This is a genomic window from Mycobacterium sp. (genome assembly GCF_035640695.1).
In the GTDB taxonomy this organism is placed as follows: Bacteria; Actinomycetota; Actinomycetes; order Mycobacteriales; family Mycobacteriaceae; genus Mycobacterium.
Genome location: NZ_DASQVQ010000084.1, coordinates 41,082 through 57,399 on the forward strand (window position 1 = coordinate 41,082; position 16,318 = coordinate 57,399).

The window sequence follows — 16,318 nt, forward strand, 5'->3', positions numbered from 1 at the left end:
GTCGTCACCCCGACTGTTGAAGGAGCTACGTGAAGCTCAACCGATCTGGCGCTGCGCTGAGCCTGCTGGCCGCCGGTGCCATGGTGCTATCAGCATGCGGCAGTAATCAAAACGCCCCGTCATCAGCGCCTGGATCCAGCGGCGCCCCTTCGGGTGCGGCGTCGGCGGCGCAGGTGGCCTGCGGTGGCAAGAAGACACTCAAGGCCAGCGGCTCCACCGCGCAGGCCAACGCGATGACCCGATTCGTCAACGCCTACGAGCAGGCCTGCTCGGGCTACACGTTGAACTACACGGGCAACGGTTCGGGTGCCGGGGTTAATGAGTTCGTCGGTAACCAAACCGATTTCGGCGGCTCGGACTCACCGCTGAACAAGGATAAGGGCGAATACGACAAGGCGCAGGCGCGGTGCGGCTCGCCGGCGTGGAACCTGCCGGCGGTGTTCGGCCCGATCGCGGTCACCTACAACGTCAAGGGCGTGGATTCGCTGGCGTTGGATGGGCCGACGCTGGCGAAGATCTTCAACGGCGCCATCACTACCTGGGACGACCCGGCGATCAAGGGCCTCAACCAGGGCGCGACACTGCCGTCGACCCCGATCCATGTCGTGTTCCGTAGCGACGAGTCGGGGACCACCGACAACTTCCAGCAATATCTCAACGTCGCCTCCGATGGGGCGTGGGGCAAGGGCGCCGGCAAGACGTTCAACGGCGGTGTCGGCGAGGGCGCCAAGGGCAACGACGGGACGTCGGCGGCGATCAAGAACACCGACGGGTCGATCACCTACAACGAATGGTCATTTGCGCAGGCGCAAAAGCTGAACATGGCCAAGATCATCACCTCGGCCGGCCCGGATCCGGTCGCGATCACCGGGGAATCGGCCGGCAAGACGATCTCGGGCGCGACGGTCAAGGGTCAGGGCAACGACCTGGTGCTGGACACCACGTCGTTCTACAAGCCGAGCCAGCCCGGGTCCTACCCGATCGTGCTGGCGACCTATGAGATCGTCTGCTCCAAGTACCCCGATGCGGATACCGGCAAGGCGGTGAAGGCGTTCCTGCAGGCGACGATCGGTCCGGGCCAAAATGGCTTGGCCGACAACGGATATGTGCCGATACCCGATTCGTTCAAGTCGAAGTTGTCCACGGCGGTAGATGCCATCGCGTGATCAGAGGTCAACATGGCCCTAGAACCGGGAGTTCGGCCCGAGGGGGCGCCGTCCAGCACGGCGCCCCCCGGTGCCACAGTTCCCAACGTGCTTGACCCCCTGAGTGTCAAGCCGACCCCCACGGCGACGGGGGGCGGCACCCGCCGCCTCGGGGACCGCATCTTCAGACTCATCGCGATCGCGGCCGGCTCGACGATCGTGATCGCCATCGCGTTGATCGCGATCTTCCTGTTGATCCGCGCGGTGCCGTCGCTGCGCGCCAACCACGCCAACTTCTTCACCAGCGCGGTCTTCATCACCAACGACGCCAATCATCTTGCGTTCGGGATCCGCGACCTGTTTATGGTGACCGTGCTCAGCTCGGTGTTCGCCCTGGTGCTTGCGGTTCCGGTGGCGATCGGAATCGCGGTTTTCCTTACGCAATACGCGCCCGCGCGAATGGCCAAGCCGTTTAGTGTGATGGTCGATCTGCTGGCCGCGGTGCCGTCGATCATCTTCGGGTTGTGGGGCATCTTCGTACTCGCGCCCCAACTCGAGCCGGTCGCAACCTTTCTCAACCGCAATTTCGGCTGGCTGTTTCTGTTCAAGCAGGGCAATGTGTCGCTGGCCGGCGGCGGCACCATCTTCACGGCCGGCATCGTGCTGGCGGTAATGATCCTGCCGATTATCACCTCCGTGTCGCGGGAAGTCTTCCGCCAGACACCGATTGCGCACAAGGAGGCCGCGCAGGCGCTTGGCGCGACGAAGTGGGAAGTGGTGCGCACGACGGTGCTGCCCTACGGGCGAAGCGGGGTGATCGCCGCATCGATGCTCGGATTGGGCCGTGCCTTGGGCGAGACGGTGGCGGTGCTGATCATTTTGCGCTCGGCTGCGCAGGCTGGGCATTGGTCGCTGTTCGACGGTGGTTACACCTTTGCCTCTAAAATCGCCTCCGCCGCATCGGAATTCAGCGCGCCGCTGCCCACCGGGGCCTACATCGCCGCGGGCTTTGTGCTGTTCGCGCTGACGTTCGTGGTCAACGCGGCCGCCCGGGCGGTCGCCGGCGGAAGGGTCAACCAATGAACGCCGCCACCACGCTCGACCAGCCGGTCAAGGGACCAACCTTCCACCCGATCGGCCTCGCGCGACGGGTCAAGAACAATGTCGCCGCGACGTTGTTTGTCACCGCGTTCGGGATCGCGGTAATTCCGCTGGTCTGGGTGCTATGGATCGTGATCGAGCGCGGCTGGTACGGGGTGACCAGATCGACCTGGTGGACCCATTCACTGCAGGGTGTGCTGCCCGAACAATTCGCGGGCGGCATCTATCACGCGCTCTACGGAACAATCGTGCAGGCAGGCGTGGCCGCAATATTGGCCGTGCCGCTGGGATTGATGGCCGCGGTGTATTTGGTCGAATACGGCGGCAGCCCGCTGGCGCGGGCGACCACCTTCATGGTCGACGTGCTCGCCGGGGTGCCCTCAATCGTGGCCGCGCTGTTCATCTTCAGCCTCTGGATCGCCACGCTGGGATTTGAGCAGAGCGCCTTCGCGGTGTCGCTGGCGCTGGTCCTACTGATGCTGCCGGTGGTGGTGCGCTCCACCGAGGAAATGCTCAAACTCGTTCCCGACGAGTTACGAGAAGCCAGCTACGCCTTGGGTATTCCGAAGTGGATTACCATTGTGCGGATCGTGGTGCCCACCGCACTGCCTGGCATCATCGCCGGTGTGCTGCTGTCGCTGGCCCGCGTCATCGGCGAAACGGCGCCGGTGCTGGTGCTCGTCGGCTACAGCCGCGCCATCAACTTCGACATCTTCCACGGCAATATGGCATCGCTGCCGCTTTTGATCTACACCGAACTGACCAACCCACAACACGCCGGCTTCCTCCGAATCTGGGGTGCTGCCCTCACGTTGATCATCGTGGTGGCCCTGCTCAACTTGGCGGCCGCGGTGGCGACCCGCCTCCTGACTGCCCGACGTTAAACCGACAGGAACACCATGGCCAAACGCATTGATCTCAAAGACGTCAACATCTACTACGGAAATTTCCACGCGGTCGCCGACGTCGACCTGGCGGTGCCGCCACGCAGCGTCACCGCCTTCATCGGTCCGTCGGGCTGCGGGAAATCGACCGTGCTGCGGTCGCTGAACCGCATGCACGAAGTGATTCCGGGGGCCCGGGTGGAGGGGTCGGTGCTGCTTGACGGCGAGAACATTTACGGCTCCGGGGTCGACCCCGTCGGGGTGCGCAAAACCATTGGCATGGTGTTCCAGCGCCCCAACCCGTTTCCCACCATGTCGATCAAGGACAACGTCACGGCGGGACTGAGATTGCAGGGCATGCGAAACGGCAAAAAGCTCGACGAAGTCGCCGAGCGGTCGCTCAAGGGCGCCAATCTCTGGAACGAGGTCAAGGACCGCCTCGACAAGCCTGGCGGCGGGCTCTCCGGCGGTCAGCAACAGCGCCTCTGTATTGCCCGCGCCATCGCCGTACAACCCGACGTGCTCCTGATGGACGAGCCATGCTCGGCGCTCGACCCGATCTCTACTCTCGCGATCGAGGATCTCATCGCGGAACTCAAGCTCGAATACACGATCGTCATCGTCACCCACAACATGCAGCAGGCCGCGAGGGTCAGCGACCAAACCGCGTTCTTCAACTTGGAGGCCACCGGCAAACCCGGCAAGCTGGTGGAGGCCGACGACACCGAGAAGATGTTCTCCAACCCGAGTCAGAAAGCTACAGAGGACTACATTTCCGGGCGATTCGGCTGATCGTGTCGAGACCCACGGCATTCGGGGGAAGCCGGTAGCGCGACAGAAAGGGCGGACAGCAGGACTTGACCATCGAGATGCGGCGCGCGGATACGGTGGGTCCCGGTGAGCACCGCGCGGCAATTCCGGCGCCGCGCAGTGCCCTGGTGCTCGCCGAAACCGACCCCGCCACCGCATCCAAGCTGATGGACGACGCCGCCCAGATCGGCATCGACACCACCTGGTGCCGCGACGGTGCCGAGGCGCTGCTGGCCGTGGGCGCGGAGGCACCCAACGTCTTGGTGATCGGCGCCCGAACCGACACCGTGGACGCCGCCAGCATCGCCGCGGCGGTGCGCAGCCGATCGGATCTGCCCATCCTCGTCGGCGCGGCAATCGGCGAAGACGACTTGGCGCGCGAAGCACTCGCCGCCGGGGCCTCCGCGGTGATTTCCCGGCCCTACGACATCACCGCAATTGCGCCATTCGCACTGAGCGGCGAACTCTCCCAAGGCCCGACGGTTTTCATCGCCGGCCCCATCCGCGTTGACCTGCGTGGCTACGAGACGCGAGTACGCGGACGCCACGTCCAACTCACCCAACGCGAACTCGAACTGCTGATATTTTTCATCAAGCAGCGCGGGAAAGTCGCCAGCAGCAATGAAATCAGCCAAGCGGTGTGGGGCCGCCCCTCCGACACCAACACCGTTGCAGTGCACGTCAAGCGGCTGCGCAAGAAGCTCGGCACCGACCCCGAGCACGGGGAATTCATCCGCACCATTCGCGGGGCCGGCTACCGGCTCGCACCCTCGATCTGCGCGTGAAGAGCACGCATGAGCAAGACGGTGGTGTTCGATCGGTACGGTGACATCGACGTGCTCGAGGTGCGCGACGTCCCTCGCCCAGTACCGGCCGCCGGGGAAGTGCTCGTCGAGGTCAAGGCCGCCGGCATCAATCCCGGCGAGGCGATGATCCGCTGGGGTGCGTTGCACGAGCGCTGGCCGGCGACCTTCCCGTCCGGTCAGGGCAGCGACCTGGCGGGTGTGGTGGCCGAAATCGGTGCCGGCGTCGACTCTTTCGCGGTCGGTGACGAGGTGCTGGGCTTCACCCACCGGCGCGCGAGCCAGGCCGAATTCGTCGCGGTGCCGGCCGACCAGCTCACCGCCAAACCACCGGCGGTGTCGTGGGAGGTGGCCGGTGCCCTTTACGTCGCGGGCACAACGGCATACGCCGCGGTACGTGCCGTCAACTTGACACCCAACGACACGGTCGCGGTCGCCGGAGCGGCCGGAGGGGTGGGCTCGATCGCGGTGCAACTGGCCAAGCGGACCGGCGCCACCGTGCTCGGCGTCGCGGGCCCGTCGAACGACGACTGGTTGACCGCCCACGGCGTGATACCGGTCAACTACGGGGAAGATCTCGCCGATCGGCTGCGTGCCGCCGCGCCGGCCGGCCGGATCGACGCCTTTCTGGACTTTTTCGGCGGCGGCTACGTCGAACTCGCCGTGGCCGAACTCGGGGTGGCCCCGGAGCGAGTCGACACGATCATCGACTTTCCGGCGGTGGAAAGGTTCGGCGTAAAGATGGCGGGCAATGCCGACGCGTCCGACGCCGGTGTGCTCGCCGAACTCGCCGGGCTGGTAGCCGACGGCGAGCTCGAGGTGCCCATTGCCGAGGTGTTTGCGCTCGACGAGGTTCGGCGCGCATACCGGACGCTGGAACAGCGCCACACCCGGGGCAAAATCGTGCTGCGGCCCTAGCAGGGTGCCCTGGCGGGGGCGAGCGCCTAACTGACCGAGGGCAGCTCTTCGTCGTCGGGGAGGTGGCCGGTCACCATGAAGATCACTCGGCGGCCCACCTCGACCGCGTGATCGGCGAACCGTTCGTAGAACCGACCCAGCAACGTCACGTCGACGGCCGCGGCAACGCCGTGCTTCCACTCACGGTCCATCAAGACGGTGAAAAGGTGTCGGTGCAAATCGTCCATCGCGTCATCTTCTTCGCGCAGGCGCGCGGCCTTTTCGGGGTCACGCGTGATCAGCACCTCTTGGGTAGCGTTGCCCAATTCCACTGCGACCCTTCCCATTTCGGCGAAGTAGCCGTTGACTTCCTCGGGCAGCGCATGTTGAGGATGACGGCGGCGGGCGATCTTGGCGACGTGCAGTGCCAGCGCGCCCATCCGGTCGACGTCCGCGACGATCTGGATGGAGCTGACGATCGCGCGCAGGTCGCCTGCCACTGGTGCCTGCAGTGCAAGCAGCACGAATGCGCTTTCCTCGGCGCGTGCGCTCATCGCACTGATGTGTTCGTGGTCGGAAATGACCTGCTCGGCAAGCACCAGGTCGGCTTGTAACAGCGCCTGTGTGGCGCGCTCCATGGCCACCCCGGCCAGGCCGCACATCTCGCCAAGCTGGGTGGTCAACGCAGCTAACTGCTCGTGGTACGCGGTCCGCATGCTCCCACCCTACGGTCTGACCGGCAGGAAGGTCACGCAGCGATGGGTGAACGGACGGTGAATGCCGCCAACTGCTTTCGCCCGGCGGCTACTTGCAGGTGGTGTCGGCGGCGTTTGTGATGCTGAGATCTTCGGGCAGCCGCGTGGGCGTGGCATTGGTGCCGCGGGTGACATGCACCTTCACCGAAGAACCGGTCGGTTGAGGGGCGCTGACCGTGTGAAAGTCGGGGCCGAGGACCACCTGCACGACGTCACCCATGCCGGTAACCCGCTCGATCGGCGCGTTGCTGAACGACGACGCAACGGTGGCGGCGGCCTTCTCGTTGCCGGGTGAGAAGAACACCGTCGTTGATTGCAACGAGCGGGGGTAGTCGTCGGGGTTGAGCACGTTGAAGCCATGCCGCTGCAGTGCGTTTGCCGTGGTGGCTGCGAGCCCGGTCTGCCCGGTCGAGTTGGACACGTGGACCGTGACCGCCTTGGGCTCCGTGGTGGTCGCGTCGACCAGCTCGGTGCCGTCGGCTTGTGCGGGCGTTTGCGGAGTTGACGGCGCCGTGCTGGTCTGGGCTTGGGCCTTCGCCGCCGCGGTTGTGGGCGTGGTTGTCTCGTTGTTGTTGTTCTCGCCCGGCAGCGGGTCGTCGTTGATGATCGCGTTGAACATCGCACGGTTGTCGTCTTCACGTAATTGCTCGTTGCCCTGCTCGTCGGCATAACCGGTGGTGGGCACGGTCAGGAAGCTGATCCGCCCCGCCGCGATGTTCTGCAGCGACTGGCCCAGGTTGACGAGATCCTTGGTCTGAATGTTGTCGACGTAGCTGGCATTGATGAACATGTCGACGACGTTGTTGAGCTTGCTGGGGTTGAAGAACACCTCTTTGGAGATGAGCGAGCGCAACAGCGACGACAGGAACAACTGCTGGCGCTTGATGCGGCCGTAGTCGCCGTTGACCTCAGTGGTCACTTGGCGGGCACGCACATAGTTCAGCGCGGTTTTCCCGTCGACAATCTGCCGGCCCGGATTGGCGAGCACGGTGCCAAGCTCGTAGTCCTTCAGCGCAGTCGTGCTGCACACCTGTACGCCGCCCACCGCGTCGACCATCTTTTCGAAGCCGACGAAGTCGACGGCCATGAACCGGTTGATGGACAGCCCGGACAGCTTCTGGATGACCTTCACCAAACACTTTGGACCGCCGAACGCGTAGGCCGAGTTGAGTTTGGTTTCGGTGTAGACCTTTTCCGGCCCGTATGACCGCGTCTGGTCATCCCAAAGCGGGCCGTACTGGCCGGTATCAGAATTCCAGGCGTCGCAGAGCATTGGGGTAATCGCGAGGTCGCGCGGAAACGACACGGCCACAACTCGTTTGCGGCTTGCCGGAATGTTGACCAGCATCACGGTGTCGGAGCGGATGCCGCCGGCATCCTGGGTATTACCCGCTCCCACTGCACTATTGGCACCGGCGCGGCTGTCGACACCGACAATCAGGAAGTTCTCATCGCCGTACTGCGCGGTGGGATCGACTATGTCTCGTGAATTCGGGTCAAGCGCCGAGACGTGGTTCATGCGGTGGTTCTTCGAGCTGCTCCATTGCCAGGCCGCGCCGGTGAGCGCCAGCGCCAGCACGGCGGTGAGCGACGCCGCCGCGCGGCCAGCGATCATGACCGAGCGACCGCGGTGCTTCGGTTCCGGTTCGGTGGTCGTCGAGGCGCCGCCCAGCCTGTGCGGCGGCGGCCGGTCGGCCACCGCGGGCAGCTCGGTCGTCGTGGCGGCGTCGAAGCGGCGCCCGCCGGCGCGGACCGAAAGATTGGGAACGTCGGACTCATACACCCGTGGGGTCGGCGCGGTGACCTCGCTCCAGAGCTGTTGGTCGGCCGGATCATCGACCTGTTCGGGTTCGGGATTGGCGTGATGAGATGTCGGACGCGGGTTCACGCCCACTTTCGCGATGAGATCGGCGACGGTCAGAACGCGGGTGCCGGCATGGTTCCCGCGCCCTTCGCCGTCGCCGGGCGGCCGGTCGGTGCTGCGGCCCGGCGGCGTTGGCGACCACTGTTCGTCCCGCGGACGGTCGGAGGCCTGGAACGCCCCGGCCGGCTCGGACCGGGAAACTGATCGACGTTCCCACGGCGCGGCGCCCATGGATGGGCGCGGGCTTCGGGTAAGCCATGGGTTGTGCCGATCGCCGTTGGGCGCAGGTTGGCCAGGAGTGGCGTTGTCGCCATCACTCATGTCCTACCGGCCTCCGACTCGGGTGGAGTCGCGCGTCAGCTCGCGCGCGTCGTTCGCCGCACTACCTGTCTTCTAGCAGCACTACGTGTGGATCCGCCATTCGAGCAGATCGCGCCCGGACTCAATCCAACAAGTCCTACATCGTACTGAGACATTCAAACGATCGTGATGTCGAGGCTGTCTCGGTTCAGCCACCGGAGTGCATAGCGTCCGCCCCGGCGGGCACCGTGCAGTCGTCCGGGTCGGCCAGCCAGCCGTTCGGCAGTACAACCGCTGCCGGTGAACCCCGCCTCCCCCGCGGCCCCGTCGCCACAGCCGGAAACGGCACATCGGACTCCAGCCGGTCCAGCATAGCGTCGAGCTCGTTGAGCGTCTTGACCAGCGCTAATGCTCGACGCAAGTCGGCGCCTGCGGGAAAACCGTGCAAATACCAGGCGATGTGCTTGCGGAGGTCCCGCATGCCCTTGTCCTCGCCGAAGTGGGTTGCCAACAACTCGCCGTGCCGGCGCACGATGTCGGCGACCTCACCCAGTGTGGGCGGCGGGAGTGCCGGGTTGCCGGTGAACGCCGCGGACAGCTCCGCGAAGAGCCATGGCCGACCGAGGCAGCCGCGGCCGATCACCACGCCGTCGCAGCCCGTTTTGGCCATCATCGCGAGCGCATCGCTGGCGTCGAAGATGTCCCCGTTGCCGAGCACCGGGATCGATTCGACATGGTCCTTGAGCGCCGCGATCTGGTCCCAATCGGCAATTCCGGAATAGCGCTGGGCCGCGGTGCGCGCATGCAGTGCGACCGCTGCGGCGCCCTCATCAGCGGCGATACGACCGGCGTCGAGGTGGGTGTGATGCTCGTCGTCGATGCCGATCCGGAACTTGACGGTGACCGGGATACCGCTGCCCTCGGTGGCCCGTACGGCCGCCGCGACGATCTGCCCGAACAGCCGCCGCTTGAACGGCAGCGCCGCGCCACCGCCGCGGCGGGTGATCTTAGGCATGGGGCAACCGAAATTCATGTCGACGTGGTCGGCAAGGCCCTCGTCGGCGATCATCCGCGCCGCGGCATACGTGGTATCGGGGTCAACGGTGTAGAGCTGCAGCGACCGCGGCCGCTCGTCGACTCCGAACGTCGTCATGTGCAGCGTGACCGGATGGCGCTCGACCAGCGCGCGCGCCGTCACCATCTCGCACACGTACAGCCCGCTGACCGTGCCGGCGCGGGCGATTTCCAGCTCGCGGCACAGGGTGCGGAACGCAATGTTCGTTACGCCCGCCATCGGCGCCAGCACCACAGGACTGCGCAGCGCGATCGAGCCGATCCGCAAAGCGCTGCCTGCTACGACGCTGCCACGCTGAGGGTCAGATCCCCCGAGGTCGCGAGCCAACTGCTGGCGTTCAGCTTCTCGGTCTTGCGGGCCTGACGCTCCAGCCGGCGCTGCTTGGAGACCTCGAACTTGTCGCACTGCTCGTCAAGCTCCTCCATCAACAGCGCGAGGTCGTCGCGCATCCGCGCGGCCTCGCCGGTGAAGTCTTCGCGCTCGAAGATCCGCCACTTCTTGAGCACCGGCATAACGACGTCGTCGAGGTGGATGCGCGGGTCATACACGCCGCCGACGGCAATGATGACTGCCTTGCGGCGAAAATCCGGAACGGTGAACCCGGGCATCTTGAAGTGGCGCAGCACGCGGTGCAGCGAATACATCGCCTGGTTTGGTGCGATGTCGAATCCGGCCTCGCTGACGTCGCGGTAGAAGATCATGTGCAGGTTCTCGTCGGCGGACACCCGGGCCAGCAACTGATCGGCGATCGGCTCCTGGCAGGCGCGGCCGGTGTTGCGATGTGACACCCGGGTGGCCAGTTCCTGGAACGTGACATAGATGACGGAGTCGAACAGGCTCTCCGCGAACTTGTCGCCCTGCCGGTTCTGGCCGGGGCTAAAGCCGCGGGTCATCTGTTCGACGCGAAGCTTCTCCAGCCCGACCGGGTCGACCGCGCGGGTGACGACGAGGTAGTCGCGCAGCGCGATGCCATGCCGGTTCTCTTCGGCGGTCCAGCGGTTGACCCAGTTGCCCCAGGCGCCGTCCATGCCGAAGTTCATCGCGATCTCGCGGTGGTAGGCCGGCAGATTGTCTTCGGTCAACAGGTTCTGCACCATCGCGACCTGGGCGACCTCGGTGAGCTTGGACTGCCCCGGCTCCCAATGCTGGCCGCCGAGCGCGTAATAATTCTTGCCGTCTGACCACGGAATGTAGTCGTGCGGATTCCAGTCCTTCCGCATCGACAGGTGCCGGTTGAGATTTGACTCGACGACCGGCTCGAGCTCATGCAAAAGCTCGAGGTCGGTGATGGCTCGGGCCACTACCCCTCCCCAGTTATCTGTACCTCGTGGTTATCTGTACCTCGCGGTTGCACTCAATATATCTGTGTACCCCGGTGACATTCAAGTTAGCGCGGAGCCGCTACGCCCGTGTCGGTGAATGAGCGGTCGGGCTGAGCAGCATCGCCACGCAGTAGTCGATGAACTGCTCCCGGCTCGCCGCCAGCCGCCCGTTCAGGTATGCGGTGAATAGCGCGGTCAGCGCGCCGATGAGCCCGGTGGCGACCATGTTCTGCAGCACCGGATCGGTGATGGTGGTCAGCTTGCGCTGTAGCAAGTCAATGAAGCTGGGCATCCATTCCGCGCCCGAGCGTGCCAGCACGGGCTCGACCTCCGGCGCCAACAGCAGCACCCGGCCCCGCACCGGGTCGTCGACCATCAAGGCGACGAATCGCTCGACGGCTTCGCGGGGTGTGGTCGCCGCCATGAGCGCGGCCATAGCGCGGGTACACACGTCGTCGTAGACGGCGCGCACGAACTCGTCGCGGTCGGTGAAGCTTTCGTAGAAGTAGCGTTCGGTGAATCCGGCCTCGCGGCACACGGCCCGCACGGTGAGGGCGGGCCCGGCCGCACCGCCGAGCAATCGCACGCCGGCGCCGACCAGTTCGTCGCGGCGCAGGGCCTGGCGATCCTGCAGCGGAACGCCGGACCAACGGCCGCGTCGTTGACCCGAAGGCACATCCCTCCTAGACTTCAAGCTGACAACGCATGTAGTCAGAATTCTACGGTCTGACTCGATCCGAAAGTCACCAGTGACACAACATACGTCTGCGCCTGGCCCTGCGACCAGCGAATTGGCATCGGGCTGTCCGCTGTCCGCGCTGGGATACGAGGCACCGCCGGCCGCGCTCGGACCGGGCTCGTTGACCTGGAAATACTTCGGCGACTGGCGTGGCATGCTGCAGGGGCCGTGGGCGGGCACCATGCAGAATATGCACCCGCAGCTAGGGGCGGCCGTCGAGGAGCACTCGACGTTCACCCGGGAGCCGTGGCCGCGCGTGCTGCGGTCGCTGTACCCGATCGGCGGGGTGGTGTTCGACGGGCATCGTGCGCCGACGACCGGGGCGCAGGTGCGCGATTACCACGTCGACATCAAGGGCGTCGACGCGAAGGGCCGCCGCTATCACGCGCTCAACCCTGACGTCTTCTACTGGGCGCATTCCACGTTCTTTGTCGGCACCATCCATGTGGCCGAAAGGTTTTGCGGCGGTCTGACCGAAGACGAGAAGCGCCAGCTTTTCGATGAGCACATCGCGTGGTACCGCATGTACGGCATGAGCATGCGGCCGGTACCCAAGAGCTGGGAGGAATTCCAGGATTATTGGGATCGGATGTGCCGAGAGGTGCTAGAGGACAACAAGGCAACCCGTGACGTCCTTGATCTCGCGCACTATCCGAAACCTTGGTTCGCGCAACGCATCCCGCACAGGCTGTGGTCTGCGTTGCAACAGCGTCTGCTCGCCCCGTTCATGGTGTGGCTGACCGTCGGGCTGTACGACCCGCCGGTGCGTGAGCTGCTGGGTTATCGCTGGTCGCGTCGCGACGAGTGGCTGCATCGCAAGTTCGGTGGCGCTGTCCGGCTGGTGTTCTCACTGCTACCCCGCAGGCTGCGGAAGCATCCGCGGGCACGCGCCGGCCTGGATCGAGCGAGCGGCCGCATTGTGGCCGACGCGCCTTTGGTTGATACGCCTGCGCGCAACCTGCCGCCGCTGGACGAGCGGCACAAGCCGACGCACTACTGCCCGGTGACGCATTGACCCGCGCTAGCGGTGCACGGCTTTCGGGGATTACTGTTTGTGCCCGCCTTCGAGCGACAAAACCACGTCGCGAAGTCGGCGCGGGCGCGCTGGCCGCGCTTGGTCAGCAGTCAGTTCTGGCGCGGCAACAATTCGGCGACGAACTTCTCAAGGAAAGCTTGCGTCGGTTGCCCGCCGACCGGTCGAACGACGAACTTGGTAAGTCCCGCTTCGATATACGCGTCGATCTGGCGGTGCAGTGCCGACCACCCGGTGGCGATCAGTTCGGCGGGTTCGAGATCGGGCCTGCGCTGTTTGACCGTGGTGACCAGCGTGTCCGGCAGTTCACCTTCGGCGACCGCGACCCCGAGCCCGAAGTGGTCGGGCTCGATCTCGCGACAGGCCTGCGCCGCTGCCGTCTCGATCAATTGTCTACCGCGGCGCGCCTCCTCGGGCGTGAGGAAGCTGCCGAGCCAACCGTCGCCGAGTCGGCCAATTCGGCGCAACGCGGCCGGAGCCGAACCACCGAGCCAGATGTCGAGGGGTTTCACCGGGCGTGACCCGACACTCGCGGCAGTGACACGAAAGTAGCGACCCGAGAATGCGACATCGTCATTCTCGAGAACGGCTTTCAGCAACTGCAGTGCCTCGTCGAACACCGCGGCGCGTTCACCGGCCGGAACGTCGAAGATCTCGCGTTCGGCCGAGATCGCCGATCGGATCCCGAATGCCGGCAGCACCCGCTTTGGCCCAAGGGCGGCAAGGGATGCCAATTGCTTGGCCACCAACACCGGATGGCGGCCTGGCAATATCGCGACGGACGTGCCGACCTTCAGGTTGCTGGTACGTGCGAGCGCGAATGCCATGCCGACGAACGGATCGACCGCCTTGGTCGAGACGAGCTCGGAAAACCACAGAGAGTCGACCCCGGACGTCTCCAGTTGGTCGACGATGCTGGCGAGCTCCTCGGGCCCGGTATCTGCGCCGAGCCCAACACCGAAACGGATCTTCACGGATGGCGCAACTTCCTAATTTGGTCGAACATTCCCGGTCAGCACTTTGACCCGCGGCGCCGCGTCGATGTCGTCGACCGATCTGTCGGCGGGTTCGAAGGCGCCGGGTGATTCCGCGTCGGCACCAGTGGGTATCAGTTCACCGGGCGCGTCGGAGCCGCCGATTCAGCGAGCGGAGTCCCTGCCTCCTCCGCGATGAAGTAGCCGACGGTGGCTTCCGACGCGCGCTGAGACGCTAGCGTTAGGACCATGATGGCCCCCGAACTTCTGGGTGGTCGCTATGAGCTGCGGGGCGTCTTGGGCCGCGGTGGGATGGCCGAGGTCCGCGACGGTTGGGATACCCGTCTGGACCGAGCGGTCGCCATCAAACTGCTGCACCCGGGTCTGAGCGCGCAGCCGGACAACCGGCGGCGGTTCGAGGCCGAGGCGAAATCGGCGGCCGGGCTGACGCACCCGAACATCGTCGCCGTGCACGACAGCGGCGAACATAGCGGGACGCCGTACATCGTGATGGAGCGGCTGCCGGGCCGGTCGCTCGCCGATGTGATCGCCTGTGGTCCGGTGCCGCAACCGTTGCTGCGCCGGGTGCTCGACCAGGTGCTGGCGGCGTTGACGGTGGCCCACGAGGCGGGCATCCTGCACCGCGACATCAAGCCGGGCAACATTCTGTTCGCCGATTCGGGAGACGCCAAGGTCGCCGACTTCGGAATCGCGAAGTCGGCCGACATCGACCAGACCGTGACCGGTCAAATCGTCGGCACGATGGCCTACCTCAGCCCGGAGCGCATCGCTGGCAGAACGGCCAGCGTCGGCGACGACCTGTACGCGCTGGGCGTCGTCGGCTACGAGGCACTGACCGGCCGCCGCCCGTTCGTCGAGGAGAACATGGGCGCGTTGGCCCGGGCGATCATGGACCACCGGCCGACACCGGTGGCCGCGCTGCGGCCGGACGTCGACCCATCGTTGGCCGCCGTGATTGAGCGGGCCATGGCCCGCTGGCCAGAGCAACGGTTCCACAGTGCTCGGCACATGCGCGGGGCTTTGTCGGGCAGTGCCTTTGCGGCGATATCGCCGGGGACGCGGCCGTCGGGCCCTTGGCCGCCGGGGCCGTGGCCGCCGGGCCCGTGGCCGCCGGGGACTCGGCCGCCGACCATGGTGCTGACGTCGGCGGTTCCGCCCTTGCCGACGTATGTGGGGCCGCACGTCGGGTCGCAACGAAATGTGCCCAGCAACAAGAAGCTGCTCATGGCCGGGGCTGGATTAATCGCAATCGCCATCGCGGCCGTCGCGTTTGCGATGGACTCCGCCTCGCAGGGCACGGTGCCCGCGGTCACCTCGAGTTCGCTGCTGCCACCGCCGCCACCGCCGCCACCAAGCATCAGCCCGGTCACGTCGTCGATTGCTCCGCCGCCCGTTGACGAACCGGGCTTCAAGAGGCGCGGTCCGGGCGGCAAGGGCGGGCACCACGGGGATTAGCGCGGGATTAGCGCGGACGAGCTATGCACTGCTGCCGCTGGAGGTGCCGGTGGTTGGGCGCCTCATCGCCCATGTCGCAAGCCGCAGGATCAACACGGCTTCCTAGGAGTCCGCATCCCGCGTCCCGGCGTCGGGATGCCGCTGTCGTAGAGCGCCTCACTCGTGGCCCCGGTCGAGCGTGATGAGTTCGTTTCGCCGCCGCTACCCGGCGACAATTGCACCGCAATCGGGCGGGCGTTACCTCGGTCGCATGTCGAGCATTTACGAACAGATCGGCGGAGGCGCGGCACTCGAAGGGGTCGTCGAGGACTTCTACGGCCGCGTGCTCGCCGACGACGAACTGGCCGGGTTCTTCACCGGCACGAACATGTCGCGGCTGAAGGGCAAACAGGTCGAATTCTTCGCGGCCGCACTCGGCGGACCCGAGCCGTACTCCGGCGCACCGATGCGGCAAGTCCATCAGGGCCGGGGCATCACAATGCACCATTTCAACCTCGTCGCGGGCCATCTCACCGACAGCCTCTGCGCGGCCGGCCTGCCGGACGGTCTGGTGAAGCAGATCATCGGCGCGATCGCGCCGCTGGCCGATGACATCGCCGGCGCCCGCAGCGCTTGATACACCGGGTTCGAGCGGGTTGGAATGCCGCCATGACGTGCCCCCACTAGGACTCGAACCTAGGACCTACTGATTAAAAGTCAGCAGCTCTACCAACTGAGCTATAGGGGCCGTGCGGACTTGAGGATACTGGTTGAGCGGCCAAAGCTCGTTTGAGGATTAGGCTGCGGGTGGCCTAAGCTAGCGGGGCTCCCAACGTGAGGTGTTGCGAGTACCCCGGAGTGATTCGGCAGGCCCCCTTCGTCTAGAGGCCTAGGACGCCGCCCTTTCAAGGCGGTAGCGCGGGTTCGAATCCCGTAGGGGGTACCCGCGGTGCCCATAAAATGGAGCCGCACAGCAAGGCCCTGTGGCGCAGTTGGTTAGCGCGCCGCCCTGTCACGGCGGAGGTCGCGGGTTCAAGTCCCGTCAGGGTCGCCATCGCGGCGAGGCACGCATCGGTGCCTTCCGGCCAGGTAGCTCAGTCGGTATGAGCGTCCGCCTGAAAAGCGGAAGGTCGCCGGTTCGATCCCGGCCCTGGCCACCAG

Annotated in this window: 15 protein-coding genes and 4 tRNA genes; 12 read left to right on the top strand and 7 right to left on the bottom strand. The window is 65.7% G+C overall.

What is annotated here, in order from left to right:
• The first annotated feature begins 29 nt into the window (after positions 1-29).
• The 6 genes from pstS to VE759_RS10190 all read left to right on the top strand — a co-directional run bounded on the left by pstS (position 30) and on the right by VE759_RS10190 (position 5,661).
• Positions 30-1,166: a phosphate ABC transporter substrate-binding protein PstS gene (gene pstS / locus VE759_RS10165; RefSeq protein ID WP_324931225.1), complete on the top strand. Its 1,137-nt coding sequence runs from the start codon at positions 30-32 to the stop codon at positions 1,164-1,166.
• A gap of 12 nt (positions 1,167-1,178) precedes the next feature.
• On the top strand, positions 1,179-2,228 hold the full coding sequence (pstC, locus tag VE759_RS10170; RefSeq protein ID WP_324931228.1) for a phosphate ABC transporter permease subunit PstC: 1,050 nt from the start codon (positions 1,179-1,181) through the stop codon (positions 2,226-2,228).
• On the top strand, positions 2,225-3,130 hold the full coding sequence (pstA, locus tag VE759_RS10175) for a phosphate ABC transporter permease PstA (RefSeq protein ID WP_324931232.1): 906 nt from the start codon (positions 2,225-2,227) through the stop codon (positions 3,128-3,130). Before pstC ends, pstA begins: the two co-directional genes overlap by 4 nt.
• 15 nt (positions 3,131-3,145) lie before the next feature.
• Positions 3,146-3,922 carry a phosphate ABC transporter ATP-binding protein PstB gene (pstB, locus tag VE759_RS10180; protein ID WP_324931235.1) on the top strand — a complete coding sequence of 259 codons (777 nt, stop codon included), beginning with the start codon at positions 3,146-3,148 and terminating at the stop codon, positions 3,920-3,922.
• Between the two features lie 65 nt (positions 3,923-3,987).
• Positions 3,988-4,725, top strand: coding sequence for a winged helix-turn-helix transcriptional regulator (locus VE759_RS10185; protein ID WP_414687877.1), 738 nt, complete (start codon positions 3,988-3,990; stop codon positions 4,723-4,725).
• A 9-nt stretch (positions 4,726-4,734) separates the two neighbouring features.
• Positions 4,735-5,661: an NADP-dependent oxidoreductase gene (locus tag VE759_RS10190; protein ID WP_324931238.1), complete on the top strand. Its 927-nt coding sequence runs from the start codon at positions 4,735-4,737 to the stop codon at positions 5,659-5,661.
• A 26-nt stretch (positions 5,662-5,687) separates the two neighbouring features.
• Here the strand turns inward: VE759_RS10190 and phoU are convergent, their stop codons facing one another.
• The 5 genes from phoU to VE759_RS10215 form a co-directional block, all read right to left on the bottom strand.
• A complete protein-coding gene (gene phoU, locus VE759_RS10195; protein ID WP_324931241.1) occupies positions 5,688-6,356 on the bottom strand; it encodes a phosphate signaling complex protein PhoU in 669 nt (222 codons plus the stop codon).
• Between the two features lie 88 nt (positions 6,357-6,444).
• Positions 6,445-8,580: an LCP family protein gene (locus VE759_RS10200; protein ID WP_324931244.1), complete on the bottom strand. Its 2,136-nt coding sequence runs from the start codon at positions 8,578-8,580 to the stop codon at positions 6,445-6,447.
• A 187-nt stretch (positions 8,581-8,767) separates the two neighbouring features.
• Positions 8,768-9,961, bottom strand: coding sequence for a tRNA dihydrouridine synthase DusB (dusB, locus tag VE759_RS10205; protein ID WP_324931247.1), 1,194 nt, complete (start codon positions 9,959-9,961; stop codon positions 8,768-8,770).
• Complete coding sequence (locus tag VE759_RS10210; RefSeq protein ID WP_324931250.1) at positions 9,913-10,935, bottom strand: acyl-ACP desaturase; 1,023 nt, start codon at positions 10,933-10,935, stop codon at positions 9,913-9,915. Before VE759_RS10210 ends, dusB begins: the two co-directional genes overlap by 49 nt.
• Positions 10,936-11,035: 100 nt before the next feature.
• On the bottom strand, positions 11,036-11,632 hold the full coding sequence (locus tag VE759_RS10215) for a TetR/AcrR family transcriptional regulator (protein WP_324931253.1): 597 nt from the start codon (positions 11,630-11,632) through the stop codon (positions 11,036-11,038).
• Positions 11,633-11,705: 73 nt separating this feature from the next.
• Between VE759_RS10215 and VE759_RS10220 the strand changes: the two genes are divergently transcribed.
• Entirely contained in the window at positions 11,706-12,710 is a 1,005-nt protein-coding gene (locus tag VE759_RS10220) for an oxygenase MpaB family protein (RefSeq protein ID WP_324931256.1), read from the top strand.
• A 110-nt stretch (positions 12,711-12,820) separates the two neighbouring features.
• Here the strand turns inward: VE759_RS10220 and VE759_RS10225 are convergent, their stop codons facing one another.
• The gene (locus tag VE759_RS10225; protein WP_324931259.1) at positions 12,821-13,702 is read right to left on the bottom strand and encodes a TIGR03854 family LLM class F420-dependent oxidoreductase; all 882 of its coding nucleotides are present in this window, start codon (positions 13,700-13,702) and stop codon (positions 12,821-12,823) included.
• Positions 13,703-13,951: 249 nt separating this feature from the next.
• Between VE759_RS10225 and VE759_RS10230 the strand changes: the two genes are divergently transcribed.
• Together VE759_RS10230 and VE759_RS10235 are read left to right on the top strand one after the other, a co-directional pair.
• Entirely contained in the window at positions 13,952-15,178 is a 1,227-nt protein-coding gene (locus VE759_RS10230; RefSeq protein ID WP_324931261.1) for a serine/threonine-protein kinase, read from the top strand.
• 250 nt (positions 15,179-15,428) lie between these two features.
• A complete protein-coding gene (locus VE759_RS10235) occupies positions 15,429-15,794 on the top strand; it encodes a group 1 truncated hemoglobin (RefSeq protein ID WP_324931263.1) in 366 nt (121 codons plus the stop codon).
• Between the two features lie 38 nt (positions 15,795-15,832).
• Here VE759_RS10235 and VE759_RS10240 read toward each other — a convergent pair.
• Positions 15,833-15,905: transfer RNA gene (locus VE759_RS10240), tRNA-Lys, on the bottom strand.
• Positions 15,906-16,027: 122 nt separating this feature from the next.
• On the opposite strand from VE759_RS10240, the gene VE759_RS10245 reads away from it, so the two are divergent.
• The 3 genes from VE759_RS10245 (at position 16,028) to VE759_RS10255 (ending at position 16,317) form a co-directional block, all read left to right on the top strand.
• Positions 16,028-16,100, top strand: a tRNA-Glu gene (locus tag VE759_RS10245).
• 34 nt (positions 16,101-16,134) lie between these two features.
• Positions 16,135-16,211 (top strand) — tRNA-Asp (locus VE759_RS10250).
• A gap of 29 nt (positions 16,212-16,240) precedes the next feature.
• Positions 16,241-16,317, top strand: a tRNA-Phe gene (locus tag VE759_RS10255).
• Position 16,318: the final 1 nt, after the last annotated feature.